We start from the raw sequence: 26749 nt of genomic DNA, 5'->3' as shown, positions 1-26749 counted from the left end.
GCAAACATGAGCATCAAACAGTTCTCCCTGCCGGATGTCGGCGAAGGCCTTACCGAGGCCGAAATTGTCACCTGGCTCGTCAAGCGCGGCGATATTGTCGAGGTCAACCAGGCCATCGTCGAGATCGAGACCGCTAAGTCTTTGGTTGAGCTTCCATCGCCGTTTGCCGGGGAAGTCCACGAACTTCATGCCGTGGCTGGCGAGACCGTAGACGTTGGAAACCCCATCATCAGCATCGAAACAGGCGAAACCGGGTCGACGGGCACCTCACCGACACCGGCAGAGGAAGCCCCACCGGCCACCGATACAGGAGAAGACCCCAAGCTCCTGGTCGGGTACGGTGCGCGGGAAATCGGTACGCACCGGAGGCGAAGGAAAGTGAAAGGTGAAGTGCCCGCGGAGCGACCCTCTGTTGCGCCCATGACACCCGTGGGGGGTCCGCCAAAAGCGTCCCCACCGGTCCGCAAGCTGGCCAAAGATCTTGGCCTGGATTTGGCCGCCATCACCCCTACAGGGGAAGGCGGAGTCAGGACGCGCGCAGACGTCCTCAAGGCATCCGCAGGTTCAGCGGTCATTGCAGCTGGGCAAGACGCCCCGGGAACCGGGACGGATGTTGCAGACAATGGTGAACTGCGGATCCCCATCAAGGGAGTCCGCAAGCACACCGCGGCGGCCATGGTTAAGTCCGCATTCACTGCGCCTCACGTTACTGAGTTCGTCAGCGTCGACGTGACGAAGTCTCTTGACCTTCTTCGGCAGGTAGGCCAACGCAGGGATTTCAGGGACGTCAAACTGACCCCGCTGACGTTCGTTGCCAAGGCATTCTTGAAGGCGCTCCGGGACACGCCGGAGGCCAACTCGCGCTGGGACGATGCGGCACAGGAAATTGTCCAAATGCGAAAGGTAAACCTCGGGATCGCAGCTGCTACGCCCAGAGGGCTGGTCGTGCCGAACATCAAGGGCGCAGAAACCCTGTCGCTGAAGGAACTTGCCCAGGAAATCAATTCCCTCGGCTCCGCGGCACGAGAGGGAAAAACACCCCAGACTGCCATGGCCGGCGGGACGGTGACCATTACCAATATCGGCGTGTTCGGAATCGATACCGGCACACCGATACTCAACCCCGGCGAAACAGCCATTCTCGCGGTGGGAACCGTCCGCCGGATGCCTTGGGTGATACAGGACGAAGAGGGTGAACGGCTCGGTATCCGGTCGGTTCTGCAGCTAGCTCTCTCGTTCGACCACCGTGTGATGGATGGACAGCAAGGGTCTCGGCTGCTGGCTGACACAGCCGCAATCTTGACCGAGCCGGGGCTGTCACTTCTCTAGCGAGATACAGCCACAATCTCGCGCCAACCAGTTAACCCTGAAAACGGGCGGCGCCGCATCGACAGCAGCCGTGTGGCACGAAAGAAGACGATGAAGCCAGCAAGAAACTACTCCGGCGGCCCAGGGACGCTCCTCCGTGACTGGTCGCAGCTAACGGGCTACCAGGTGCACGTAACCCTGGACCACATTCACCTCCGGTCCGGGAAAGTCGAGCAAGTAACGCGAGACGGATGTGCTCTATGGATTGCGCCCGAAGGTGGGTTCGGTCGACAGCTCATCGATCAAGGATCAGGCTACCGGGTGCTTTTGGAGGCTGAGCAGTACGCCATCTTCTGTCGACGCCGGGCAGCCCTCGCCGCCAAATCCGTTTCGCCCTAACAAGCCAAGAAGAGACATACGTCATGACACCGCTTAAAGAAGAAGCCCTGCCCGCCGTCACAGACACTAGCCACGGGGCACCCTATCCGGACGGGGACTTATTGTTGCTGGAGGACCTCCTCACCGATGAGGAGATCGAGCGATACCACGCAGCCCGCGCTTTTCTTCAGCGTGAGGTACGTCCCATTGCAACGGACTACTGGAACCGTGCCGAGTTCCCGTTTGAGCTTCTGCCCAGACTTGCAGCTCAGAACCTCTCCGGCCTGAACACTTCCAGCCATCTCCTCAGCGGGCTTATTCAAATGGAGTTCGCACGGGCCGACACATCGATTTCCACCTTTTTTGGCGTCCACCACGAGCTCGTCGCAACGGCGATTCTAGATCTGGGCTCTGACGAGCAACGGCGGAACCTCCTTCCAGACCTCCTGGCACTGAAGAAGATCGGCGCCTTTGCACTGACCGAGCCTGAGCACGGGTCGGACATATCTCGATCCATCGGTACTACCGCTGAACGCGTTGGTGATGAGTGGGTCCTTAACGGTGCCAAGCGTTGGATCGGGAACGGCACGATCGCCGATTATGTTCTCGTCTGGGCAAAAGACGTGTCTGATAACGAGATCAAGGGCTTCCTCGTAGAGAAGGACCGGGAAGGATTTCGGACACAAGCCATTGAGAACAAGACCGCTGTGCGCATCGTGCAGAACGCTGACATCGTGCTCAAAGACGTCAGAATCCCGTTCACAAACTGGCTGCCCGGAACGACATCTTTTAGGGACACCAACGTCCTGCTACGCAACTCGAGGGTCTGGGTCAGTTGGCAGGCTGTCGGACAACAGTTTGCTGCATTTGACGTCGCCAGAGAGTACGCCCTTAAACGGCACCAGTTCGGAAAGCCAATCGCCTCGTTCCAGATCATCCAAAGCCAACTCTCCAAGATGATGGCTAACGCAACAATGTCCCTGTCGCTGATGATTCAGATGGCCCGGCTTCAAGACAGCGGAAAACTCACCATGGACCAGGCGGCTCTTGCCAAAGCCAGCTGCACCGACAGAATGCGCGAGTCTGTCGCTCTGGGCAGGGCGATGCTCGGTGGCAACGGCATCAGCACCGACTTCGAAATAGCGAAAATTTTTGCAGATGCCGAGGCGATCTACTCGTACGAGGGAAGCTATGAAATCAACAGCTTGCTCGTTGGTCGAGCCGTCACCGGTATTTCTGCATTCATCTAACCCGAACACTGATTATCCCATGTCTGGGCCAATTACCCCTTGGACCAAGACGTAGTCGAGAGGAAAAAGCTCATGCACATCCAGGGCACAGCCGCCATCGTAACTGGCGGAGCTTCCGGGCTGGGAGCGGCTACCGCCCGCGCCCTGGCAGCACGGAATGTTGAAGTATTTGCCGTTGATCTGGAACAGTCTCTGGCAGATGCGCAGCCGGTCGAAGGCATTACCTATCTGGCGGCCGACGTGACAGACCCCGAAGCTGTGCGGCAGGCCGTTCAGCGGGCCGCAGCAGAGCTCCCTCTGCGGGTGGTCATAAACTGTGCAGGGATTCTACCTATGGCGCGTGTTCTTGGCCGGAATGGCCCACACGACCCATCTCTCTTCGCAAAAGTTCTCGAAGTCAACCTCATGGGCTCCTTCAACGTCTTGGCAATAGCCGCCGCCGAAATCCAGAAGACACAGCCGGACGCCCAGGGTCAACGGGGCGTCATCATCAACACCGCATCGATCGCCGCCTACGAAGGTCAAATAGGTCAGGTCGCCTACGCGACATCCAAAGCCGGCATCGTCGGGATGACCCTGCCCGCAGCCCGAGACCTGGCCACTCACGGTATTCGAGTCAACGCCATTGCCCCAGGGGTGGTCGAAACACCAATGATGGCCACTGTTACACCGGAAATCCGAGAAGGCCTCGCAGCCGGCGTCCCATTCCCGCAGCGCCTCGCACGCCCCGAAGAATTTGCCCAGCTTGCGCTGTCCATCATCGACCACGACTACATCAACGGTGAAGTAATTCGCATGGATGGGGCCCTGCGGATGCAACCGCGTTGAGCCCCTCAGGCCACAGCCCCACCCCCATAAAAAGCCGCCCGAAGGAATAGGTACATGTCAGACAGCACTTCACTCCCGGACCCTGCTAATGATGACGTCGTTATCGTCAGCGGTGCCCGGACCCCTCACGGGAGAATCAACGGACAGCTTTCTTCCCTCAGCGCCCCGGATCTGGGAGCCATTGCTGTTGCAGGAGCACTGGAAAAGGGCCATATCGATCCGAACGTGATTGACGCTGTCATCATGGGCCAGGTCGTCCAGGCCGGCGCCGGCCAGAATCCAGCGCGGCAGACGGCCACGAGAGCCGGCATCGGGTGGAGTGTGCCGGCGATAACCATCAACAAGGTCTGCCTCTCCGGACTCGCGGCCATCGTCGATGGCTCACGAATGATCCGGTGCGGAGACGCCGACGTGGTCGTCGCCGGCGGACAGGAGTCAATGAGCCAAAGCCCCCATATTCTCCCCGGATCACGGCAAGGATGGGCTTACGGAGGATCCTCGCTCGTGGATTCGATCGCACATGACGGCCTGACGGACGCGCACGAAGGCATCTCAATGGGAGCCCTTACAGAACGCGGCAACATTGTTCTGGGTATCACTCGGGAGCACCAGGACGAAGTTGCCGCCGCATCACACCAACGGGCAGCCAAGGCTGTAGCCGACGGCGTTCTTTCGCAGGAGATCGTGCCCGTCAAGGTTCGAACCAGGAAGAACAACACGGTCCTCGTTGAAGTGGACGAAGGGATCCGCCCAGCAACCTCGACCGAGACGTTGGCGGCCCTTCGCTCCGCGTTCGTCGAAGGAGGTTCGATAACTGCCGGAAATTCCTCACCCCTCTCCGACGGGGCGGCCGCACTCGTCCTCGCCAGGCGCTCCACCGCCGAACGACTGGGCCTAAAAATCCTCGCAGTGGTAGGAGCCTATGGGCAGGTTGCTGGGCCCGACAACTCGCTCCACGCGCAGCCTGCGCACGCGATCAAATCAGCTCTGGCCAAGGCTTCGTGGTGCGCCCAGGACTTGGACTTCATCGAAATAAATGAAGCGTTCGGAGCAGTTGCCGTCCAGTCACTCAACGAGCTGCACCTGCCCCTGGAGCGATGCAACATCAATGGTGGTGCCATCGCACTCGGGCACCCGATCGGAGCATCCGGTGCCCGGATCGCGCTCCACGCGGCCTTCGAACTCGACCGTAGAGGCGAAGGCCGTGCTGCCGTGGGGCTGTGCGGAGGCGGCGGCCAGGGCGAAGCCCTGCTCCTGTACCGGAACTAAATCCCCAACGCCCACCCCGCCCCTCCCAACTCATTGAAAGGACAGTCCGTGACAGCTGCCAATATAGTTCGCGTTTCCAAGAGCGAAGAGAACCTGCTCCGTGAGGACCAGCTCGCGTACAAGATCGCTGTGGTCGCTGCTGATCCGGTGGACGTCACGCCCGAGGTGACGGACATGGTGATCAACCGGATCATCGACAACGCCTCCGTGGCGATTGCGTCGTTGAACCGGGCACCGATCGTCGCGGCCCGTGCGCAGGCCCTGACCCACGCGCCGACCACGAACGGCAAGGGCGCCTCCGTCTTCGGCATCAGCGAGCGGGTTTCCCCGGAGTGGGCAGCCTGGGCGAACGGTGTGGCCGTGCGTGAACTGGACTACCACGACACGTTCCTGGCCGCGGAGTACTCGCACCCGGGCGATAACATCCCGCCGATCCTAGCCGTCGCCCAGCACGTTGGTTCCAACGGTCGCGACTTGGTCCGGGCCATCGCTACCGGCTATGAAATCCAGGTGAACCTGGTCAAGGCGATCTGCCTGCACAAGCACAAGATCGACCATGTGGCCCACCTCGGGCCGTCCGCGGCGGCCGGCATCGGGACCCTCCTGGGCCTGGATGTGGAGACGATCTTCCAGTCCGTGGGCCAGGCGCTGCACACCACCGCCGCCACGAGGCAGTCCCGCAAGGGCGAGATCTCCACGTGGAAGGCCCACGCTCCGGCGTTCGCGGGCAAGATGGCGCTCGAGGCGGTGGACAGGTCCATGCGCGGGCAGACCTCTCCGGTGCCGATCTATGAGGGCGAGGATGGTGTGATCGCCTGGCTGCTCGATGGTCCGGACGCCGCCTACGAGGTGCCGCTTCCGGAGAAGGGTGAGGCCAAGCGTGCCATCCTGGACACGTACACCAAGGAGCACTCCGCCGAGTACCAGGCCCAGGCTTGGATCGATCTGGCCCGGAAGCTGCATGGGGAATATGCCGAGCTGAAGGACCCGGACAATGTCGTGTCGGTCCTGATCAAGACGAGTCATCACACGCATCTGGTCATCGGTTCCGGTGCGAACGACCCCCAAAAGTATGACCCGACGGCGTCGCGGGAAACCCTGGACCATTCCATCCCGTACATCTTCACCGTCGCCCTGCAGGACGGCGCATGGCACCACGTGGATTCCTACACTCCGGAACGGGCCGCACGCCCGGACACCGTGGAGCTGTGGCACAAGGTCACCACAGTGGAGGACCCGGAATGGACCCGCCGCTACCACTCCCTGGACATTGCAGAGAAGGCATTCGGCGGATCCGTGGAAATCACCCTGACCGACGGCTCGGTCATCACCGATCAGATCGCCGTCGCCGACGCCCACCCGCTCGGTGCCCGGCCGTTCGCCCGCGAACAGTACGTGAACAAGTTCCGCACCCTCGCTGCCGGACTCGTGGAGGAAGCCGAAATAGAACGGTTCCTCGCCGCCGTCGAACGCGTCACCGACCTGGGGGCAGGCGAACTGGACCAGCTCAACATCACCGCCGCCCCCGGCGTGATCGACCTCAACAACGCTCCAAAGGGACTGTTCTAAATGCTGTACTCAAAAGTCACCCCGGAGCAGAAGCGGCTCAAGCTACGGGAGCTGCTCGCCTCCGGGACCGTGCAGCAGTTTCCGGGAGCATTCAACCCGCTCTCGGCACGGCTCATCGAAGAAAGGGGCTTCGCCGGTGTCTACATCTCCGGTGCCGTCCTGGCCAACAACCTCGGCCTACCAGACATCGGCCTGACCACCCTCACCGAGGTAGCCACCCGCGCCGGGCAGATCGCCCGCATGACGGACCTGCCCTCGCTGGTGGACGCGGACACCGGCTTCGGTGAACCCATGAACGTGGCCCGGTCCATCCAGGAACTGGAGAACGCCGGGCTGGCCGGCTGCCACATCGAGGACCAGTTCAACCCGAAACGCTGCGGCCACCTGGACGGCAAAAACGTGGTGGACGTGGAAACGGCCACCAAGCGCATCCGCGCAGCAGCCGACGCCCGCAGGGACCCGAACTTCCTCATTATGGCCCGCACCGACATCCGCGCCGTGGAAGGACTTCAGGAAGCGAAGGACCGGGTCAGGGCCCTCGTTGACGCCGGCGCTGATGCGATCTTCCCCGAAGCCATGCGCGAGCTGCATGAATTCCGTGCCATCCGCGACGCCGTCGACGTGCCGATCCTCGCCAACATGACCGAGTTCGGCGAAAGTGACCTCTTCACGGTGGAGCAGTTGCGGGCAGTCGGCGTGAACATGGTCATCTATCCCGTCACACTCCTGCGCAGTGCCATGGGAGCCGCGGAACGTGTCCTTGATGAGCTGAAAAACGATGGAACCCAGCAGGGGCAAGTGGATAACATGCTCACGCGTGCGCGCCTCTATGAACTCGTCGACTACGAGGCCTACAACCAGTTCGACTCGAGTGTTTTCAACTTTCCGATCCCCACCCTCCACGCATCAACCGCATCCAAGGAGTCAGCATGACCCTGACCACGACAACAGAAGCCCCCCAGGTTCACAGGGGCCTTGCGGGTGTCATTGCCGATTACACCGCCATTTCAAAGGTAAATCCTGAGACAAACTCGCTCCTGTACCGCGGCTACCCGGTCCAGGAACTGGCCGCCAAATGCAGCTTCGAAGAGGTCGCTTACCTGCTGTGGAACGGTGAACTGCCCACTGACGCAGAGCTTGCGGAATTCACTGCCCGCGAGCGTTCCGCTCGCGCCTTGGACCCCGTGGTCAAGTCCGTTGTGGATACCTTGCCCACCACCGCTCATCCCATGGACGTGTGCCGGACGGCAGCATCCGTGCTCGGTGCCCGGCACGAGTTGGCCGAGGATTCCACCCCCGAGGCGAACATGAAGAAGGCAATCGACCTGTGGGCGGCCATGCCAGCGGTTGTGGCCTACGACCAGCGCCGCCGCCGCGGCCAGGAGCCTATTGAACCCCGCGAGGACCTGGACTACTCGGCAAACTTCCTGTGGATGACGTTCGGCGAAGAGCAGGTTCCGGAGGTCGTGGAGGCCTTCAACGTCTCCACGATCCTGTACGCGGAGCACTCCTTCAACGCGTCCACCTTCACGGCCCGCGTGGTCACCTCCACGCTCTCAGACCTGCACTCGGCCGTGACCGCAGCCATCGGTGCCCTCAAGGGCCCGCTGCACGGTGGTGCCAATGAAGCCGTGATGCACACCTTCGACGAGATCGGCATCCGCAGCGAAGAATCCCTTGAGGAAGCCGCCACCCGCGCCCGTGCATGGATGAAGGACGCCGTCGACCACAAGAAAAAGGTGATGGGCTTCGGGCACCGCGTCTACAAGCACGGCGATTCCCGGGTGCCCACTATGAAGGCCGCTCTGGACAAGATGATCGCCCACTACGGACGGCCCGAACTCCTGGGTCTGTACAACGGTTTGGAGCAGGCCATGGACGAAGCGAAAGCCATCAAGCCCAACCTCGACTACCCCGCCGGGCCCACGTACCACCTCATGGGCTTCGACACCCCGACGTTCACACCCATCTTTGTCGCCAGCCGGATCACCGGATGGACCGCCCATGCAATGGAACAACTGGCTGCCAATTCCCTGATCCGCCCCCTCAGCGCCTACAACGGTGTGGAAGAACGACACATTGAGGCCACGCAGTGAGCAGCACCGCAAGCATCTCGATTCTCCGGAACGATCGGGTGGGCCTGATAACCCTAAATCGCCCGGAGAAACTCAATGCGCTGAATCTTGAAGTGATGCGCGAGGTTGTTGCGGCCACAAAGGAGCTCGACCAGGACAACACCATTGGAGCAATCGTCTTAACTGGCTCTGGGCGTGCCTTCGCAGCGGGGGCAGACATCGAGGAAATGTCATCGAGGTCGTTCATGGACATGTACTTGGCTGACTGGTTCCAGGGATGGGAGGCTTTCGCGGCCGTGCGTACACCCGTGATTGCTGCAGTGGATGGATACGCACTTGGAGGCGGCTGCGAACTCGCAATGATGTGCGACTTCATCATCGCTTCGGAACGGGCCACGTTCGGTCAGCCGGAAATCAAAGTCGGCGTGATTCCCGGAATGGGCGGATCCCAGAGGCTAACGCTCGCGGTAGGCAAAGCCAAAGCAATGGAGATGATCCTCACCGGCCGGACCGTGGATGCATCCGAAGCCGAGCGAATCGGACTTGTCGCCCGCGTCGTTCCGAACGATGAGCTTCTGGAAGTTTCCCTCGAAACGGCAGCTGCTATCGCTGCGATGTCCAAGCCAGTTGCGATGCTGGCAAAAGAGGCAGTCAACGCGGCCTTCCAAATGAACCTGCAATCTGGCCTGCAGTTCGAGCGCAGGGTTTTCCACTCGCTATTTGCCACAAGCGACCAGACGGAAGGTATGAGCGCTTTCATGGAGAAGCGCCCCCCGGTCTTCGTGCACCGGTAGGCTCCGTCGAACTGGAAGACGAACCGACAACCGACGTCGAGGAAGCACCCACTCTTCGCCATGGCGGCATCGGTCGAGCACTAGCGCTGAACTGATTCCATCGGCAAAAACGCAGTCTTGCCGGGCCCCGAATTGGACCCGGTTCTGGACATCCACGCACGGACGGCAAGCTGCCCATAACTCGCCGCCGGTCAAGCCACCCATGGATGCTGCAGGCGGCCCGCACTGGCACGCCATGAGCGGGCACACTTCTTCCCCTCCGATCACCTTTGACTTGGTTTCAGCAGCAGGAACCTCGCCCACAATGTTTGCCGGCGAAACTGGGCGAGCCAGCGATCCAACGGTGACCTGCGTCTTGGGATGTCGGGAAGCAAAGATCGGCCGCACAGCACCATTTCTTCGGCCCCGTGATCGCTGATTGCCGTTTGATAACGCGAGTTGTGCTGACTGGCGTCTTTGGGCCAGCGAGGTCAGGGACAGCTCTCTTGTCAAAGCTGGGATGCGGGACGCCGCACTGGGGACCTGGTACGGAGGCAAGCGGCTACTGCAAGCACCAACCACTTTTCCAACTCCGGCAGCGTCAGCGCAGCCTGTGTTCGGCGCGCTTGCGGAATTTGAGCGCAATCTGATCAGTAACCGGACCCGGGCTGAGGTTGTCCATCGTGCCGTGCGAATCGTTGATGACAACCTCATCCGCACCCCGTCAAAGGCACCCGCGATTGCGGCGTTCACCTCAAGGGTCATCAATTCTTGCGCACGTGGATAGCCATAGCCGCCGGCGACCTGGTCAAACGTCGCGACGCCGGCGACGCCCTCCATGTCGATCGAGATGAATGTTTTGACGCTCATGAGCTCTCCTTCGAATGTAGAGGGACAAGACACCAGTGGACTCACCTCCACGAGAAGGGGATCACCGTGACGCCCAACACCTCTACGAACCGCCCGCATGAGCTCGAAGATATCGAGCGCTTCGGCGCGCCAGCCGAGACCGCGATTTTGCCAGATGGCACGCTCGTGATCTTCACACGCACGGAAACCTTGAACGGCAACGCGCACAGCTCACTCTGGGCGGTCAGCGACGGCTCCGAGGCCCGCCCTCGGGGCGCCTATCTCGGGTCCCGCTACATGCCCCACAGTGATGCCTCGTGATCAGTGGTTTCCTCACGAGCGAGGCCAGGCGCGACAAGATCGCCTCACGTGCCGAAGCCCAGGCCCAGGCACTGGCTGCGGCCAGCGGGATCAGCGTCCGCACCCTGCACGACCCGGCCGACATGGAGCTGGCCTCCGCCCTGCTCGCCACGATCTGGTAGGCCGAGGGAAACGAGCCACACATCGACCCGGGCCTCCTCGTCGCGCTCGCCCACACGCACAACTACGTGGCGGGCGCATACCGCGGCGCGGAACTGATTGGCGTGTGCGTCGGGTTCTTCCACCCGCCCCCGGACCGGGCGCTGCACTCACACATCGCGGGCGTCCGCGGCGGGAGCGACGGGGCCGGGGTCGGCAAGGCACTCAAACACCATGAGCGGGCCTGGCGCCTCCGCCGCGGGACCGACACCATGACGTGGACCTTTGATCCGCTCATTGCGCGCAACGCCTACTTCAACATCCACAGGTTGGGGACAGCCGCAACGGAATACCTGCCCAATTTCTACGGAGAGATGACCGACAGCATCAACCGCGGCCAGGACAGCGACCGGATGCTACTGGCCTGGGATCTGCTGCGGGAGCCCGGTACCCGCATAGCGGCGGGCACCCCGGAACCGGAGGCCTGTGTCCTGTACAACGAGGACGGTGTGCCGCGCCTCTTCCACGACTCCCCGGGCTCAGCGCAGCGCGTCCGGGTCGAGATCCCCTCCGACATCGAAACAATGCGGATCGAGCATCCCGATCGAGCCGCCCGCTGGCGCCCCGCGCTCCGTGACGCCCTCGCAACACTCATGAACGACGGCTGGCAGGTCACCGACTTCGCTCGCAGCGGCCACTACAGTCTCGAAAGGACCCCACACCAGCGCATTCTCAGCATTGACCTCATCAATATCACCCTGCCCCTCGTGTCCCCATTCACCACCTCGTTCAGCACCCAAACCTCGCGCGCACCGCTCCTCGTCAAGGTCACGGCCGAGCACAACGGCCGTGAGGTGACCGGCTGGGGCGAGTGCGTGGTCCTCGACGAGCCCGTGTACTCGCCCGAGTACCTCGATGGCGCGCGCGAAGTGTTGCAGCGCTTCCTGATTCCAGCGCTCTACACCTGGCAGGATCCGGGCAAGGCACTCACCGCCAAGCTTGTCGGCCACGTCCTTGAGCACATCGTGGGCCACCGCATGGCCAAGGCTGCGCTCGAAATGGCGATCCTCGATGCCCAACTGCGGGCGACGGACATCTCCTTCGCCTCCTATTTCGGCACGACCGTCGACACGGTTCCGTCCGGCGTTTTGGTCGGAATCCAGAAGTCAATCCCGGATCTGCTTTCCGCCGTAGGCGGCTACATCGACCAAGGCTACGTGCGCATCAAGCTCAAGATCCAGCAGGGCTGGGGCATCGAGCCCGTCCGCGCAGTTCGAGAGCGCTTTGGCGACATCCCGTTGCAGGTAGACGCGAACACCGCCTACCGGCTCGTCGACGCCCCGCACCTGCGCAAGCTCGACCCCTTCAACCTGCTGCTGATCGAGCAGCCGCTCGCCGAGGACGATCTTCGCCAGCACGCCCTCCTCGCCCGTGAAATCTCGACGCCGATGTGCCTGGACGAGTTGATTGTCTCTGCCGCCTCCGCCGTCGACGCCATCGCCCTGGGGCCGCAGCAATTATCAACATCAAGCCCGGACGCGTTGGCGGATACCTCGAAGCCAAACGCATTCACGACATCGCCGCCGCCCATGGGGTCGCTGTGTGGTGCGGCGGAATGCTCGAGACCGGCCTCGGCCGTGCGGCAAATGCGGCACTCGCCGGCATGCCCGGATTCACCTTGCCCGGAGACATCTCGGCATCCGACCGCTACTACAAGCAGGAAATCACCGAACCCTTCCGCATCGAAGACGGCCAGATCCGGATCCCTAGCGGCGCGGGGCATCGGCGTCGAACCGATCCCTGCGGTGCTCGCCGAGGCGACGACAGCGACCCTGACGGTCGCCCCACGGTGAGCCCAGAGCGCGGGAGCGAGCGCTCGCCGTCAGCTGAGTAGGCGCAACTGGATCATGGCTGCGAAGCGCGCTTCCGGGTCGTTCAGGTCGATCTCTCCAATGGCGGAGAGCCGGCGCAGGCGGTAGCGGAAGGTGTTCGGGTGGGTGTACACGAGCGCGGACGCCACGCCAATGTCGCCGAAGGCATCCAGCCAGGCGCGGAGAGTTTCAACAAGGTGCGCGTTGCGTGCTCGGTCATACTCGAGCAGCCGTGCGACCGGGCCGCTCGGGCGGTCGCCGCGGGCGGCGGCAAGATCTCCGAGTTCGACCAGAAGCGACTCAACCTGCACGTCGTCGAAGATCACGAGCTGAGCGTGCGACCGGCCGAGTTGAAGCACGCGAAGGGCGCGATCGGCGCTGACGCGGGAGGTGGGAAGTGCCGCATGGTCTTCGGCGATGGTGCCGATACCGAGGAGCAGGCGCCGGTCGCCGCCTGTGCGGGCAAGGAATTCTTTGGCAACTCGTGCGGCGCGTCGGTCGGCATCGGCTTGATCCGCGCGAACGCAGACGACACCGTAGACGATGTTGCCGATGAGGGCGGCGGCGGAGCGGGGGTATACCGCGCCCAGGTGCATCGAGAGAGCGTCGGCGATGCGTTGCCGTGCGGTGAGGAGACGCGCACGGGCGGCGCCGCCTTCCTCGTCCTCTTCGGAGTCTGCGGCAGCGAGCGCCAACACCACACAGCGGTGACCAGTCAGGCGCAACCGTGAGGCGGCATCGGCCGCGCCCGTTCCGCCCTCCAGCAGCGTGGCTAGTAGATCGGCCCGCAGCCTGCGCTCAACGTCGGCGCCGGCGCGTATCCGCAGCATGTGCAGCGCGACGAGCTTCGCGGCGTCCTTGAGCGCCCCGATCCGGTCTTCCGGCATGGGTTCGCGCACCGAAACCCAGATGGAGCCGAGAATTTCGTCGCCCGCACGCACAGCGAGCGCCACACGGGGGTAGGAGGCCACGTGGGCGTCGACGTCGACGGCAGCAACCTGGATGGGGTCGGTGCTGCGGTACAGCTCGCGGAACACCCCGCGCTGCTCCAACTGGCGCAAGTAGCGTTGGGGAACCTGACGGCCGAGGATTGTCTCGACGCGGGCGGGATCGGCTTCGTCTTGTTTTCCGGAGAAGGCGACGACTCGGGAGTTGCGGTCCTCTATCGTGACGGGAGCATTGAGAAGTGTCGAGATTGCGTTGACGAGCGAGAAGAGGTCACCGGCGGGCATACCACCGAGGCCGCTCTCGCCGACATCGCCCTCCGCGATGAGCGAGCGCAGCATCGAAGTGAGCTGAGCCCAGGATGCACCGCGGGTCAGTGCGAGCACGGGAATGCCGGATTCTTCGGACGCCCGTATGATCGCCGGGGCTGCGCTCACCGGCGCACGGAGCACGAGGCCGGCGGCGTCTTGCGTGGCGAGTGTTGCGAGCAGCTCGACGATCTCCTCGGTCTCGCTCATCCCAACGCCGAGCACGAGCGCACCGTGTGAGGGGATCGCTTCGTCGAGGGAGTCGTGGATGATGACCGTCTCGATCTGCTGTTGGCCCTCCGCGTTTCCGCAGACGAGCTCAAGGAGGGTCGTTCCGAGGTCTTCAAGCACCCGGCCAAGGCTTGAGCGTGGACGTGTCGTCACTGAACTGAGCACGCCTCAGATACTACGGGCAGACGGTACGACTCGACATGGTAGCGCACGACGAAATCTTACCGTGATTTCGTCGTGCGCTACGGAGTGCAGCCCGACTGTGTTCCGCGGCCGGCCAGAGCGCCCGGGTCAGGACCGCGTCAGTGCCGACTGTGCCGATGGTGTTCAGGTGGTTATCGTGCAGATACCGGTATGCCGACACAGGTGGGTGTGTGCCTCAATCACGATTCGCTCCGGGGAGCAGCCGTTCCCCGTGACCATACGCAGGTCCTCGAGCATGCGCTGGGTGTCGAAGTTCACAACGCCACCTTTGGCATGGCCCGTGCACCGAAATGCACATACTGCTCGCCCGTCGGCAGTGCGTAGAAAACCAGCGAGAGCCACCCCTGGGTGCCGGGCGCTCGCAGCGCGAATTGGCCATCACTCACCGGGGTGAGGGCGTACTCTTCTACGGGATTGGGCAAGGATTTGGCGACGACGCCGCTCATGGTCGTGCGCATACGCATGGCCTCCTCCTCCTTAAAGATCTCCATGAGGACGCCGGAGCGCTCGTAGGTACCAAGGTACGCCGACATGTCGCCCGTGTACGGCTTGGCTGGCGGGCCGAACGATCCCGGAATTGAAATCTCGGCCAGCTCGCCGAAAATCTCGTTGTAGAGCTCGATGTACAGATCTCGTGTGTTGCCGCCGTTGGTGAGCAGCGTCACGGCGATGCCGTCTTCTGGCAGGATGCGCAGGAAGGCGGCCTGGCCGATCGTGTTGCCGTCGTGACCGTAAAGGCGCTTTCCGCCCCAGTCGAAGCGCATCCAGCCGAGGCCCCAGGAATCGCCGAGCACGTACGGGTCCGGAACGTCGGCCTGGTGCGTGGTCATGAGCTCGGCGCTCTCCGCAGAGAGAATGCGGGTACCGTCGACTGCGAGCCCGGCCTCGAGATGCATGCGGGCGAACTCGAGCACGTCTGCCGCGGCGGCATCGATGAGGCCGGCGGGGCCAAGGGAACGGGGTAGTGACCACATCGGCGCGAGAAGGGGGCCGTTCTCATCGGCGCCCACGTGGCCGGCGGCGGCACGGAGGAGCAGAGCCTCTTCTGGCAGTGTAACTGTGTGTTTGAGGCCGAGCGGTGTGAACAGGCGGACGCGAAGGGCGTCATCCCAGCTGAGACCGGTGAGCTTCTCGATCACGCGGCCCATGAGTGCGTAGCCGGAGTTGCAGTACGAGAAGGTCGCCCCAATGGGGTGGTTCTGCTTGACCTTGGAGAGGGCATCGACGTACTTTTCGAGGCAGTCGTCGCCACGGCCGGTGTCGGTGAAAACGTCACCGTCTATACCGCTGGTGTGGGTAAGCAGGTGGCGCATTGTCACCGACTTGCTCACCTCGGCGTCGGCAACCCGGAACTCGGGGACCACGTCGAGGATCGGAGCATCAAGGTCGAGCTTGCCCTCGTCGACGAGCTGCATGATGACGGTCGCCGTCCACACCTTCGAGATCGAGCCAATCTGGAAGACGGAGTCCTCGGTGGTCTCGACACCGGTGTTGATGTTGAGAACGCCGTGGCTCGCGAGGACAGGCTCCTCGCCGAGGCGCAGGATGCCGAGTGTGGCTCCAGGAACTTTGTGGGCGGCCGCCAGCTCGCTCAGACGCTGCTGCCAGTGCGCGGCGTTGAGAGCCTTCTTGCGAACGGGGGTGCCGGCGGCCGGGGCATAGCGCTCCACCCAGTCGACAATGCGCTCGTTCCAGTCGATGCGGTGCGAGGGCGCCCCGTTGAGAATAAACAGGTGTGAGCCGCCGGGGTAAAGCACGAGCTCACTCGGCACATCCCGTTCGCGGAGAGCGGCGAACCATTGTTCGGCCTGGCCGACTGGGCAGCGGTGGTCCTCGCCGCCGTGCACGATGAGGGTCGGGGTGCGAACTTGGTGCACCTGGCCGTAGGGCGATTGCGGGGCGACGAGTTCCGGGGTCTTCCACGGCAGGGCACCGTACTCGAGGCGCGATAGGAAGTGGCCGGCATCCGACGTGCCCGCGACGCTCGTGAGGTCGGAGACAACACCGCCGGCGACGGCAGCGGCGAAGCGGTTCTCGCGCGAGGTGAGATAGCAGGTCATGAAGCCGCCGTAGCTGTAGCCGGTGACGGCGAGGCGTGCAGGGTCGGCAACACCCTCGGCGATGAGTTCGTCGATCGGCTCGAGGAAGTCCTTGGCGTCGCTTGTGCCCCAGCCGCCGAGAGCTCCGCGGTAGAAGTCGTTGCCGTAGCCGTCGCTGCCGCGTGGGTTGACCGTGAGCACGGCCCATCCGCGGGCAACGAGTTCGTGGTGGTAGGCGTGGACGGGGTCCGCCGCCCCGTTCCACGCATTGTGCGGCCCGCCGTGCACATCGAGCAGGAGCGGGCGGGGGCCGGTGTGTTGTGGGTCCCGCCGCAGCCAGCCGTGCACGACGACGCCATCCGAGATCGTGAAGCTCCGCGGCTCGGCGACGATGAGGCCGGTGTGCTCTGGCGAGTAGCTAGTGAGCGGCGTAACGGTGTCGGAGCGCAGATCGACGGTGGCGATTTCACCGAAGGACGTTTCTGTCGCGAGCACGATCGCGGCGGTGTTGCCGACGACGGAAACGCCGGACACGTTGGCCGCTCCGCCGACGATGACACGATGCACCGCACCGTCGATGCTCGTAGCGTAGAGGTGGGTGTAACCACCGTCGCGCAGGCAGAAGATGACGGTCTGGCCATCGGCACTCAGTTGCGGGAGAGCACCGGGGTAGCCTGCGCCACCCTGCATGACATTGCGGTCGAGAGTCGAGGTGATGTCTCGTGGCGCTTCGCCGTCGAGGGGAACGAGCAGCACGCTTGTGTTTCCCACCTCGGCATCGGTGCGGCCGACGGCGATGAGTTTGGCGGCATCAGGCATCCAGCCGGTAACGGAGAGCTGCACGTCGGCGGCACCCACGAGGCGTGGCCTGGCGTTGCCATCGCTCGAGGACATCACATAAGCGGCCGTCTCGAAGGTGAGGTCTGAATCGGCCTCTTTGCCAGTAGAGAAGGCGATCCTTTCGCCGTCCGGCGACCAGACCGGATCGCCAGCGTGCCAGTCGCCACGGGTCAGCTGGGTGATCTCGCCGCTGCCGAGGCTCACGACGTGGATGTGCTTGCGCATCGCGCCAAGGAGACCGGCACCGTCGGCCTTGTAGCCGAGCCTGTGTATGACGATTGGTGCCGTGCGGCGCTTAGCGAAGTCATCGCTGCCTTCGCCGGGCAGCGCGGCAGAGTCGATAGGGCCGGAGAACGCGATGCGTCTGCCGTCGCCGCTCCACACGGGGGCGCCAGCACCGAGAGTCTGCGTCGTGACCTGCTCGGCTTCGCCGCCGCTGATCGGCAGAACCCAGATCTGAGGCGGTCCATCCTGGGCGCGTAGGAAGGCGAGACGGGTCCCATCCGGGCTCCACCTTGGTGTTGAGTCGCCGGTTCCTCGGGTCAAGCGGCGCGGTTCGCCGCCCTGGGCGGCCACGACCCACAGCGAGCGTTCGTCGCGGTCTTCGGCGCGGTTGGTGGTCTTGAGAACATAAGCGATGCTGCTGCCGTCCGGCGACAGAGCGGGCTGCTCTGGAAGCTGCGTGGCAATAAGGTCGTCAATGCTTACACGTTGTGGTGCCATCGTGTGGGTCTCCTGTTCAATGGGTACGTTGTGCGGGGTTTTAGGTGGAGCGGATGCTGTCACCAAACGGGCTCGAAGGTTGGGGTACACGGGCGCTTGGCGAGTTCTGCACGCAGACCTCACGCTCGGGGTGGACGAGTGGCCCAAGCGGACAACGGGGGTAGAAGCAGCAACCGCTCGGCGGCTGGGCACCGATGCGAGCCACATGCGAGATGGGATGTGTGCGGGTGGGGTTGTGAGGAAAGCGCCCGGAGGTGCTCAACCACACGGTGACCGGCCGCGCCTATGGAGGAGTCGACGTCGGGCAAACGGTCTGCCAGCGAGTCGGCCCTGGTGAAGACAGCGACCGCATACCGCCGTCCGTCCGGGTAGGTGACGACGCCCGCCTCATTGCGCACTGCGGGCACGGTTCCCGTCTTCGCGGCAATCAGTACATCGCTCGGGAATCCCGACGACAGGCGGTGCGGCCAGATTTTGCCTGCCTCGGCCCGGACCACGTCGCCATCACTGAGAATCGCCACGGACGCGGCGGGTATCTGGTAGTTGGCGACGAGGTCGGGCAGCTTTTCCTCGACCCAAGCACCGATCTGTGTCAGAGAATTCACTATGAAAAGTCTCTCCTCGTTGAGAATGGGAATTCGCTGAGCCTATTCGATGCGGCTGCACAAAAAATTGTAGAAAACGACGAGACTTGCATGCAGCTTGGTTCGATCGCACAAAGTGCCGTGCTCGCCGCCGGATGCATCGGGCCGTGTGAGTCCCGAGCAAAGTAGGTTTCGGTCATCGTGCGTCGCCCTTGATTGTGCGGCCGGGGAACGGACCCGCCAGCATGAGAACGCACGTCGGCTGTACCTCCGACAAAGAGATGGCCCTGTTCGATGACCGGTGGGAAGCCGACTTGGACCGACGAGCTCGTCGACTCCTACTCATTCATAGTTCCGCGACGACGCCGACGAGACCTCCCCCCAGCACTCGGTCGACTGTGGCGGCTGAACTTTCACGTCTCTGTGGCCCTGCAGGTGGTGTGCTTGCGAATCGGCGTCATGTCGCTCGGGCAATTTACGTGGAACGAGTAGATGTAGGCCGAACAAGGGACAGTGTACGGCTGTGATCAGGCTCAATAAAGGAGATACAAGTGTGGACAATGTCCACACCCCCTTTGGCCTGACAAAGCAGCCACCATCCACGTCGCCTCAGCCCCGGAAAGCACCGAAACCAGAATCTCTTACGCAGGATCTCGAAGTCATGTTGCGCTTAGTCCGGCTACCTATGAAGACGTGTAGGTCAACCACGACCTACCAGACATACAAAGAGAGAACGCATAGCCCCAGTTCAGAGCAAGCGGGGGGCCACCAGCCAAGACCCTGAACCCGCTCCCCCACAACTGCACAGGCGACCCGCGGCGCCAGGCACACCCCACGGCCAGTGTCAGAGGACCTGACCACCCAGAATGTACACACGTTAAAGCAAAAACCCCCTCTGACAAGGGGGTATGCTGTGCCCGAGGCGGGACTCGAACCGGATTTTCACCCCTGCAAACACAGGGAAGTTCAGGAAACATGCCGAAGCCGGGCCAGTCCGGAACCGATACGGCCGAGTCCGACAGCGGTGGGTGTTGACATTGTCAACACCCTCTTCTCTGCCCTCCGTGGGCAATCCAGAATAGCGGCAGCTATAGGTGGCTGCTCCTTCGTGCACCACCGCGCACAGAGCGCACAAAAGAAACCGCTAGCACCGTCGCCAACCTACCGCGAGACCTCAACCGGCTCGCCAGATGCCAACGAGACTCACCGTAATCCTCCGCATGCCAGCACCTCTCCCCCGCCAAAGCTGGCCCGGGCCAACGCCGAGCACGTCGATCACCGCAAACCAGCCAAACATGGGGCGAGATCCTGAGGCGTCGGAGGATAGTCAACCGTGGAATCGATACCTTCCGCCCGGATCCTTCGTTGCGGCGTTGCCAACCAACCTTTGGGTGGGGAAAACCGGTCTTGGCCATGCCTGGCGGGTCGGGGACGGCCCCAAGGTGAATCGATCCTGCTATTTTGGGTACATGACTGGGCAGATTACTCTCAAAGACGTCGCGGCACATGCCGGCGTGTCACGAACCACGGCTTCGTATGTCGTTATGGGAACCGGGCGGGTTTCACAAAAGACCCGTGACCGGGTCAACCAATCGATCCGAACGCTCGGCTATGTCTACAACAGGGGCGCCGCCTCATTGCGGACCCAGCGATCGGGCACCATCGGCGTCATCGTCACCAACATCGCCAGTCCATTCTTTGGCGAACTGCTGGTCGGGCTCGAATCCGAGCTGTCCAAGGCCGGTTTCCTGTCGCTCATCGTTGCAACGGCTGACGACCCGCAGCGCCAGGACGAGCTGGTCAAGGCCTTGCGCGAACACCAGGTCGCCGGGCTTGCCCTGGTGCCCGCCAGCGGCACCGGATCTGGATTCCTTCATTCCCTCAAGGATTGGGGCGTCCCCCACATCCTGATGACCCGATACCTCGATGGCATCACCGCGCCCTATGTGGGGGCCGACGATGTATTGGGCGGCCGGCTTGCCGCAGAACACCTCCTGGCCCATGGCTGCAAGAGCTTTGCCTACCTTGGTGGCCCGGTCAAGGTCCTGTCGCGGCGGGACCGGATCGCTGGGGCCCGCGGCGCCCTCGCCGAGTACGGGCTGGGCCCGGACGCCCTGCTCGATATGCCCGGCGAGACGAGTGGACCTGGCGGACTCGCGCTGGGTGAGCAGCTGCTCGCCCGCCCGGAGCCGCTTCCAGACGCCATCATCTGCCACAGCGATAGCGTGGCGTTTGGGCTCTACCGCGCCTTGCGTATGCATGGGCGCACCAACGATGTCCGTGTCATAGGCTACGACGACGTCAGCGGCGCCGCATTGTGGGAACCACCCCTGACCAGCATCGCCACCCACGGTGAAGATCTTGGACGCACCGCCGCGCGGCTCCTGCTCGACCAACTCAATGATGCGGAGGGGAACATGGCATCGACCATTGCCCTGCCGGAGTTGATTGTCAGGGAATCCTGCGGCTGCCCAGCAACGCCTTGACAGTGACTCGCATCACCTGTCACCATGGATTTGTTGATGGTGAATCGATCCGGCAAAGCATGAAGAGCCAATCCTTGCCATCAATATATATTTTTCCTGTTTGGTGAATCGATCCGGCATTCGTCGTGGAAGCACGGACCACCCACAAGCAATGTCTATCGCCGCCGCGGTTCCTGTCCGCAGGCGGCGCTGTAAAGGAGCAGCATCATGCGCAGACGCGTATTCACTTCGATGGTTCTTGCCACCACGGCCACCCTGGCTTTGTCCGCTTGCGGACTTGACGCCGGCAGCAGCGCCACCGCCGGCAGGGAAACCATCACCATCTACACGTCCCGGCCGAAAGGCATCACCGAAGGCGTGGTCAAGAAATTCGAGGCGGCCAACCCCGCCTACAAAATCCAGCTCCTGACCTTGGGGGCCCAGGAAGTGGCGGATCGGGTCCGTGCGGAATCCGGCCGGCCGCAGGCCGACGTCTGGTGGGGCGGGACCTCCCAACAATTCGACCAGGGAGCGGCAGCGGGCCTGTTGGAGGCCTTCCCCACCGACGTCGTGGACCGCGTCCCCGAGAAATACCGGGGCAAGGACAACCTCTGGCTCGCCGAACAGCGGCTGGCCGAAATCATTGCCTACAACCACGACCTGCTCAACCCCGACCAGGCACCCAAAGACTGGGACGACCTGATCAAGCCCGAGTTCAAGGACAAGATCCTTATCCGCGATGTCGCGGCCTCCGGCACCATGCGCAGCATCTTCTCCTCGATGATCTACCGCACCTTCCAAACGACAGGAACCCCCGATGAAGGCTACGCGTGGCTAAAGGGCCTTGACGCGAACACCAAGGACTACACGGCCAATCCGACAGACCTCTACCTGCGCATCCAGCGCCAGGAAGCGCCGCTGACCATCTGGAACCTCCAGGACATCATGCTTCAGAGCAAGGCCGGGGTCCCCTTCACCCCGGTCGTCCCCGCCTCCGGCGCGCCCATCCTGCTCGATGGCATCGGCAAGGTCAAAAACGCACCCCACAGCGCCGGAGCAGACAAATTTGCCGCCTTCCTGCTGCAGGAACAGACCCAGCAGTCCCTGGCAGAGCAGAACTACCAGATCCCCACCGTGGCCCTGTCCCAGGAACCGGAATGGCTGAGCACGCTCAACCTGAAGGAAATGCCCGTCGACTGGAAGACCGTCGGCAGCAAGGACGCCGAGTGGATCGGCTACTGGGTCCAGAACATCAAGAACCGCGGCTAGAGCAGCCCCGCCCGGCCCCCACCACTTGGAGCACTTGACATGATTAGCGTTAGCCTCGAAAACGTCAGCAAAACCTATGGCGACAACCCGCCCACCATCACCATGGACCTCACCATCGAGTCTGGTGAATTCTTCACTCTTCTTGGCCCGTCCGGTTGCGGAAAATCGACCATGCTGCGCATGATCGCCGGGTTCATCCAGCCGTCCAGCGGAATCATCCGCTTTGGCGACTCCGACGTCACGCGGACCCCGCCCAACCGCCGGGACACGGGCATGGTGTTCCAAAACTATGCCCTGTTCCCGCATATGAGCGTGGCCCAAAATGTGGCCTACGGACTCAACGTACGCAAGGTCGACAAGAAGGAAAAGGCCGCCCGCATTGACAATGCGCTCGCCCAGGTCGGGCTGGCCGGCTACGCGGGACGGCGGATCGATGAACTCTCCGGCGGCCAACAGCAGCGAGTCGCGCTGGCCCGGGCCGTTGTAATCTCACCTTCAGTCCTGCTTCTCGATGAGCCATTGTCCAACCTTGATGCAAAGCTGCGCGAGGAAACCAGGGTCCAGATCCGTCAGGTCCAGCGCGCTGCCGGCATCACCGGGATCTATGTCACCCATGACCAGGCCGAAGCCATGGCGATGAGCGACCGGATCGCCGTCCTCGAAGGCGGGCGTGTCCACCAGGTGGCGGCCCCCCGCGAGATCTACCATCGCCCGGCCACGGCCTTTGTCGCCCGGTTCATTGGGCGCAGCAACGTCCTCCCCGTCACCGTTCTCGGCAGCGATGCAACAACCGTCACGGTGGACCTGCCGGGAGGTTCAAGGATGGACGTTCCAAAGGCGCCGGATCTTCGACCCAGCGCCGGGGACCCAGCGGCGCTGTCCATCCGCCCAGAGGTGCTGCGCTTCACCGATGGGCCCAGCCCCCTCCTGCGCGGAACCGTGCGAGCCGCGGAATTCACCGGCGCGTCCGTCACCTACGAGGTGTCCATGGAGGACCTCACCGTCAACGTCACGGCTCCAGATCATGCCAACGGGCCCCAGATCGGCGATTCCGTGGGAATGACCTGCGATCCGGACCGAGTCTGGCTGGTGCAGCGATGACCGTTCTCGACGCCAAGACCACAACCTCACAGAAGAAACCACCTTCAGCCTCTGCTCCCCGACGACGCAGAACAGGCACGCTCTCTGAGAAGATCGGCAGCGACCGCTTCGTCTACCTGCTCGCGGCTCCCGTCTTCGTCATCATCTTGTTCTTCGTCGTCATCCCCATGGCCCAAACCGCGCTTTTCTCCACCCAGGGAAACGGCCTGGCCAGCAACTACGGGACCTTCTTTTCCGGATCCTCGGCCTCGGCCCTTTTGCTGTCCGTGGGCATTTCGATGGCCTCAGTCGTGCTGTGCGGCATTCTGGGGACTCTGCTGGCAGTCTTGCTGACACGATTTGAGTTCCCCGGCCGCAAAGCGCTGGAGGTCTTTGCCCTCCTGCCCATGGCGCTGCCCCCGCTGATCGGCGCCGTCTCCTTCGTTCTCCTCTACAGCGAGACCGGCATTGTTCCCCGCGCCCTACACCTGTGGTTGGGAATTCCGGCCGCCAGCACGTCGGTGACGGGGATCGCCGGGGTGCTGCTGGTCCATACCTTCACCATGTATCCGTTCTTCTACCTGTCCGTTTCGGCGGGCCTGGCGGGATTGGACTCCTCCTTGGAATCTGCTGCGGCCAACCTCGGCGCGGGCAAGATCCGCATCTGGGCGACCGTGCTCCTACCCATGCTCACTCCCGCGCTCGTATCGGGGGCACTGCTGACCTTCATGATCTCTATGGCCTCCTTCACCGCACCCCAGCTATACAACGTGCAAACGCTCACGATGCAGATCGTGTCCACCCGCACCAGCGGGGCCCACGAACTGGCTGCCGCGCAATCAACAATCCTGTCCATCGTCTCCATTCTGTTCCTGGTGTCGATGCGCTGGTACCAGGGCCGGCGGATCCACCGGAGCCTCTCCAAAGGAACCCAGCGCGACCGCGCCGTCAGCACAGGGCCAGTCCGGTATGTGGCAATGATCGGCAGCACCGTCGTCAGCGCCGTGCTCCTGGCCCCCGTCCTGGTCATCATTCTGGTCTCCTTCTCCATTGACAGCTCATGGACCACCCAGGTCATCCCCGACCAATACACGCTGCAGAATTACATCCGGATCTTTACCGACCCGCGCAGCCTGCTCCCGATCAACGTCAGCGTCCAAATGAGCCTGCTGGCAACGCTTGCCGCCGCACTCATCGGGGCGGCCGCGGCATGGATCGTTGCACGGTGGAAGCTAGGCGGCAAAACCGTCTTGGACATCGCCATCATGCTGCCCTGGGCACTGCCGGGCACCGTCATCGGCGTCAACATGGTCACCGCCTTCAATGAACCCAGCCCCACCAACCTCGGCCTGACCCTCGTCGGCACCCTCTGGATCCTGCCGGTAGCCTATTTTGTCCGATACGTTCCACTGATCTTCCGGTCCACCGGGGCATCGCTGGACCAAATCGACCCCTCCCTCGAGGAAGCCGCCCGCAACCTCGGTGCGACGCCCTTGCGGGTCCTGCGCACCGTCACAGTCCCCTTGATCGCCAAGGGAATCCTCGCCGGGGCTCTGCTCGCTTTCGTCGACGGCGTCGGAGAATACGTGGCCTCCGTGGTGATCTACCCGGCGGGGTACGTACCCATGTCGGTGGAGATCTACAACCGGATCTACTCCGCTGAATTCGGCTCCGCCGCCGCCTACGGAAGCCTTCAGATCATCCTCATTCTGATTGTTCTCATCATTTCCAACACCCTGCAGCGCGGTCGCCGCACAACTAAACCCAGAACGACCAAATCCGCGGCTCTTGCCGCAGCGCCACTCTCCTAAACCCACGTGTCCAGAGAAACGACGCAGACAGCCACCGTGAACTTGCACGGCCTGAAAGGAAAGACATGCCAGATCTAGCCACCGCCACCGGTAGCAGGCAAACAACAGATCACAGGGACGAAACCCCCAACCAGGCAGACCCGGGACAGCCGCCTGCCGACCAAGATCCCGCCTTTCTGCGGAAGGTGTTCTCGTCGACGGCTAAGCGCCAACGCTGGCTTGATGTCGAATCCGCCCTTGCCCAGGCCGAAGCAGACACGGGCATCATTCCGCAGGACGCCGCAGCGAGGATCGCAGCATGCGCGCATCTTGACCTACTCGACCAGGCCCGGATCGCTGCAGAAGAAGCCGTGACAGGGCATGTCATGGTGCCCTTGGTTTCGGAACTCTCCCGAGTGGTAGGCACCGAGCATGGCGGATGGGTGCACTGGGGTGCGACAACACAGAACATCCAGCAAAGCGGTGACACCGTCGGAGTCAAGGATGCCCACATCCATCTGCGCCACAGCCTGTGCCAGGTCATCGAGACGCTGGCCGGCTTGGCCGAGACGTACGCCGATGATCAGATGGCCGGGCGCACGCACTGGCAACACGCGGTACCGATCACCTTCGGGTTCAAGGTCGCGGCGTGGCTTGATGTCATGGCCCGGCATCTGGAGCGTCTTACACAACTTGAGCCCCGGTTGTTTGTCTCGATGAGCGGCGGTGCCGCCGGGACCTTCGCGACCCTCGGCGAACGAGGTCCCGCAGTGCAGGACGGCGTCGCCCGCATCCTGGGCCTTCGTGCCATGAACGTGCCATCCCGGAACATCGTGGACCACTTTGCCGAATTCGTCTGCACGCTCGGCATGATCAGCGCGACGGCGAGCTCCATCGCAGAAGAAATCGCCCGGCTCATGGCCACGGAATTCGGCGAAGTCAGCGAGTCAATTCCCACCGGCGACATCGGCAGCTCAACCATGCCGCAGAAGCGGAACCCCAAACTGTGCTCCGGCATAGCGACGGCCGGCGCCACCGTCCGGGCGCTCGTGCCACTGGCGTTGGAAGCCATGATTCAGTCCCACGAAGTCGATGGCTCCCGATCCGCCATGATGGACCGTGCGGTGGAGCAGGCGGCAGTCTTCACGGGCGATTCGCTGCACATGCTCCACAAGCTGTTGGGCGATCTGGAAGTATTTCCGGAACGGATGAGGTCCAACCTTGAGTTGACCGGTGGACTCATTGCCGCCGAAGCCGTCATGATGCATCTGGCCGGACTCGTGGGCCGCCAGAAAGCACATGGGATCGTGCACCAGGCGGCCAATCAAGCCGCCACGAGTGAATCGACATTCATGGAAGCGCTCTCCAGCAATCCAGAGATCAGCGCCCTTCTGACGGCGTCCCAGATCCGGGCGCTCCTCGAACCAGCACACCATCTGGGACTCAGCGCTGAAATTGCACGCGCCACGGCCGAAAGGGGGCGGAAGGCTTTGAAGCCGAACGCCTAAACCTGGGGCCATCCACCCCCGTCTGCCTGCGGATTGTCGGCTGGGAATGGTGGTTCTTGGCGGCGTCGAATCCGGACTCGCGCCGCCTGGCAGGCGCAACCAAGAACCGCCAGTCCCAACGTCAACCAGCTGCC

The 26749-nt window shown here is 62.9% G+C and carries 19 protein-coding genes and 1 pseudogene; 16 read left to right on the top strand and 4 right to left on the bottom strand.

Annotated elements, in window-relative coordinates; all coding sequences use genetic code 11:
• Nucleotides 1–6: 6 nt before the first annotated feature.
• The 8 genes from K254_RS0104560 (at nucleotide 7) to K254_RS0104525 (ending at nucleotide 9471) form a co-directional block, all read left to right on the top strand.
• Nucleotides 7–1329 carry a dihydrolipoamide acetyltransferase family protein gene (locus K254_RS0104560; protein ID WP_026554372.1) on the top strand — a complete coding sequence of 441 codons (1323 nt, stop codon included), beginning with the start codon at nucleotides 7–9 and terminating at the stop codon, nucleotides 1327–1329.
• 401 nt (nucleotides 1330–1730) lie between these two features.
• Nucleotides 1731–2936, top strand: a complete 1206-nt coding sequence (locus tag K254_RS0104555; RefSeq protein WP_051388818.1) for an acyl-CoA dehydrogenase family protein — start codon at nucleotides 1731–1733, stop codon at nucleotides 2934–2936.
• 72 nt (nucleotides 2937–3008) lie between these two features.
• Complete coding sequence (locus K254_RS0104550; RefSeq protein WP_026554370.1) at nucleotides 3009–3764, top strand: SDR family NAD(P)-dependent oxidoreductase; 756 nt, start codon at nucleotides 3009–3011, stop codon at nucleotides 3762–3764.
• A 54-nt stretch (nucleotides 3765–3818) separates the two neighbouring features.
• Nucleotides 3819–5033 (top strand): acetyl-CoA C-acetyltransferase, encoded by a 1215-nt coding sequence (locus tag K254_RS0104545; RefSeq protein WP_026554369.1) that lies wholly within the window; start codon nucleotides 3819–3821, stop codon nucleotides 5031–5033.
• 48 nt (nucleotides 5034–5081) lie between these two features.
• Entirely contained in the window at nucleotides 5082–6602 is a 1521-nt protein-coding gene (locus K254_RS0104540) for an MmgE/PrpD family protein (RefSeq protein WP_026554368.1), read from the top strand.
• Nucleotides 6603–7535: a methylisocitrate lyase gene (gene prpB, locus K254_RS0104535; protein ID WP_026554367.1), complete on the top strand. Its 933-nt coding sequence runs from the start codon at nucleotides 6603–6605 to the stop codon at nucleotides 7533–7535. It abuts the gene before it with no gap.
• Nucleotides 7532–8698, top strand: coding sequence for a bifunctional 2-methylcitrate synthase/citrate synthase (locus K254_RS0104530; RefSeq protein ID WP_026554366.1), 1167 nt, complete (start codon nucleotides 7532–7534; stop codon nucleotides 8696–8698). Before prpB ends, K254_RS0104530 begins: the two co-directional genes overlap by 4 nt.
• Nucleotides 8695–9471 (top strand): enoyl-CoA hydratase, encoded by a 777-nt coding sequence (locus K254_RS0104525; RefSeq protein ID WP_026554365.1) that lies wholly within the window; start codon nucleotides 8695–8697, stop codon nucleotides 9469–9471. Before K254_RS0104530 ends, K254_RS0104525 begins: the two co-directional genes overlap by 4 nt.
• On the opposite strand, the gene K254_RS26415 is transcribed toward K254_RS0104525, so the two are convergent.
• A complete protein-coding gene (locus tag K254_RS26415) occupies nucleotides 9394–10320 on the bottom strand; it encodes a M55 family metallopeptidase (RefSeq protein WP_196810869.1) in 927 nt (308 codons plus the stop codon). The two genes, K254_RS0104525 and K254_RS26415, sit on opposite strands and share 78 nt — an antisense overlap.
• A 66-nt stretch (nucleotides 10321–10386) precedes the next feature.
• On the opposite strand from K254_RS26415, the gene K254_RS25215 reads away from it, so the two are divergent.
• From K254_RS25215 to menC, 3 genes and pseudogenes are all read left to right on the top strand, one after another.
• Nucleotides 10387–10620, top strand: coding sequence for a hypothetical protein (locus tag K254_RS25215; protein ID WP_081709892.1), 234 nt, complete (start codon nucleotides 10387–10389; stop codon nucleotides 10618–10620).
• Entirely contained in the window at nucleotides 10617–10781 is a 165-nt protein-coding gene (locus K254_RS25615) for a hypothetical protein (RefSeq protein WP_155848452.1), read from the top strand. Before K254_RS25215 ends, K254_RS25615 begins: the two co-directional genes overlap by 4 nt.
• 249 nt (nucleotides 10782–11030) lie before the next feature.
• A pseudogene (gene menC, locus K254_RS21750) lies at nucleotides 11031–12652 on the top strand (o-succinylbenzoate synthase).
• Here the strand turns inward: menC and K254_RS0104505 are convergent.
• The 3 genes from K254_RS0104505 to K254_RS26385 all read right to left on the bottom strand — a co-directional run bounded on the left by K254_RS0104505 (nucleotide 12641) and on the right by K254_RS26385 (nucleotide 18416).
• On the bottom strand, nucleotides 12641–14233 hold the full coding sequence (locus K254_RS0104505; protein WP_196810868.1) for a PucR family transcriptional regulator: 1593 nt from the start codon (nucleotides 14231–14233) through the stop codon (nucleotides 12641–12643). The pseudogene menC and the gene K254_RS0104505 overlap by 12 nt on opposite strands.
• Nucleotides 14234–14571: 338 nt before the next feature.
• Nucleotides 14572–17919 (bottom strand): serine hydrolase, encoded by a 3348-nt coding sequence (locus tag K254_RS0104495; protein ID WP_035748994.1) that lies wholly within the window; start codon nucleotides 17917–17919, stop codon nucleotides 14572–14574.
• A 119-nt stretch (nucleotides 17920–18038) separates the two neighbouring features.
• Nucleotides 18039–18416 carry a serine hydrolase gene (locus tag K254_RS26385; protein ID WP_331271234.1) on the bottom strand — a complete coding sequence of 126 codons (378 nt, stop codon included), beginning with the start codon at nucleotides 18414–18416 and terminating at the stop codon, nucleotides 18039–18041.
• Nucleotides 18417–19972: 1556 nt separating this feature from the next.
• Here K254_RS26385 and K254_RS0104490 point away from each other — a divergent pair.
• The 5 genes from K254_RS0104490 (at nucleotide 19973) to K254_RS0104470 (ending at nucleotide 26615) form a co-directional block, all read left to right on the top strand.
• A complete protein-coding gene (locus tag K254_RS0104490) occupies nucleotides 19973–20989 on the top strand; it encodes a LacI family DNA-binding transcriptional regulator (protein WP_035748990.1) in 1017 nt (338 codons plus the stop codon).
• A 207-nt stretch (nucleotides 20990–21196) separates the two neighbouring features.
• A complete protein-coding gene (locus K254_RS0104485) occupies nucleotides 21197–22237 on the top strand; it encodes an extracellular solute-binding protein (protein ID WP_026554360.1) in 1041 nt (346 codons plus the stop codon).
• A gap of 39 nt (nucleotides 22238–22276) precedes the next feature.
• A complete protein-coding gene (locus K254_RS0104480) occupies nucleotides 22277–23338 on the top strand; it encodes an ABC transporter ATP-binding protein (RefSeq protein ID WP_026554359.1) in 1062 nt (353 codons plus the stop codon).
• Nucleotides 23335–25128, top strand: a complete 1794-nt coding sequence (locus K254_RS21745) for an ABC transporter permease (protein WP_051388817.1) — start codon at nucleotides 23335–23337, stop codon at nucleotides 25126–25128. The genes K254_RS0104480 and K254_RS21745 overlap by 4 nt, the downstream gene beginning before the upstream one ends.
• Before the next feature lie 65 nt (nucleotides 25129–25193).
• Complete coding sequence (locus tag K254_RS0104470) at nucleotides 25194–26615, top strand: class-II fumarase/aspartase family protein (RefSeq protein WP_081709889.1); 1422 nt, start codon at nucleotides 25194–25196, stop codon at nucleotides 26613–26615.
• Nucleotides 26616–26749 lie beyond the last annotated feature (134 nt).

The organism is Arthrobacter sp. 35W (genome assembly GCF_000482545.1).
GTDB lineage: Bacteria > Actinomycetota > Actinomycetes > Actinomycetales > Micrococcaceae > Specibacter.
Note: the sequence above shows the minus strand (reverse complement) of the source record. Positions and strands in the feature narration are given on the sequence as shown.

Coding starts and splice junctions, on each gene's coding strand:
- K254_RS0104560 (WP_026554372.1), top strand. CDS start 7: ATGAGCATCAAACAGTTCTCCCTGCCGGATGTCGGCGAAGGCCTTACC.
- K254_RS0104555 (WP_051388818.1), top strand. CDS start 1,731: ATGACACCGCTTAAAGAAGAAGCCCTGCCCGCCGTCACAGACACTAGC.
- K254_RS0104550 (WP_026554370.1), top strand. CDS start 3,009: ATGCACATCCAGGGCACAGCCGCCATCGTAACTGGCGGAGCTTCCGGG.
- K254_RS0104545 (WP_026554369.1), top strand. CDS start 3,819: ATGTCAGACAGCACTTCACTCCCGGACCCTGCTAATGATGACGTCGTT.
- prpB (WP_026554367.1), top strand. CDS start 6,603: ATGCTGTACTCAAAAGTCACCCCGGAGCAGAAGCGGCTCAAGCTACGG.
- K254_RS0104530 (WP_026554366.1), top strand. CDS start 7,532: ATGACCCTGACCACGACAACAGAAGCCCCCCAGGTTCACAGGGGCCTT.
- K254_RS26415 (WP_196810869.1), bottom strand. CDS start 10,320: ATGAGCGTCAAAACATTCATCTCGATCGACATGGAGGGCGTCGCCGGC.
- K254_RS0104495 (WP_035748994.1), bottom strand. CDS start 17,919: ATGGCACCACAACGTGTAAGCATTGACGACCTTATTGCCACGCAGCTT.
- K254_RS0104490 (WP_035748990.1), top strand. CDS start 19,973: ATGACTGGGCAGATTACTCTCAAAGACGTCGCGGCACATGCCGGCGTG.
- K254_RS0104485 (WP_026554360.1), top strand. CDS start 21,197: ATGCGCAGACGCGTATTCACTTCGATGGTTCTTGCCACCACGGCCACC.
- K254_RS0104480 (WP_026554359.1), top strand. CDS start 22,277: ATGATTAGCGTTAGCCTCGAAAACGTCAGCAAAACCTATGGCGACAAC.
- K254_RS21745 (WP_051388817.1), top strand. CDS start 23,335: ATGACCGTTCTCGACGCCAAGACCACAACCTCACAGAAGAAACCACCT.
- K254_RS0104470 (WP_081709889.1), top strand. CDS start 25,194: ATGCCAGATCTAGCCACCGCCACCGGTAGCAGGCAAACAACAGATCAC.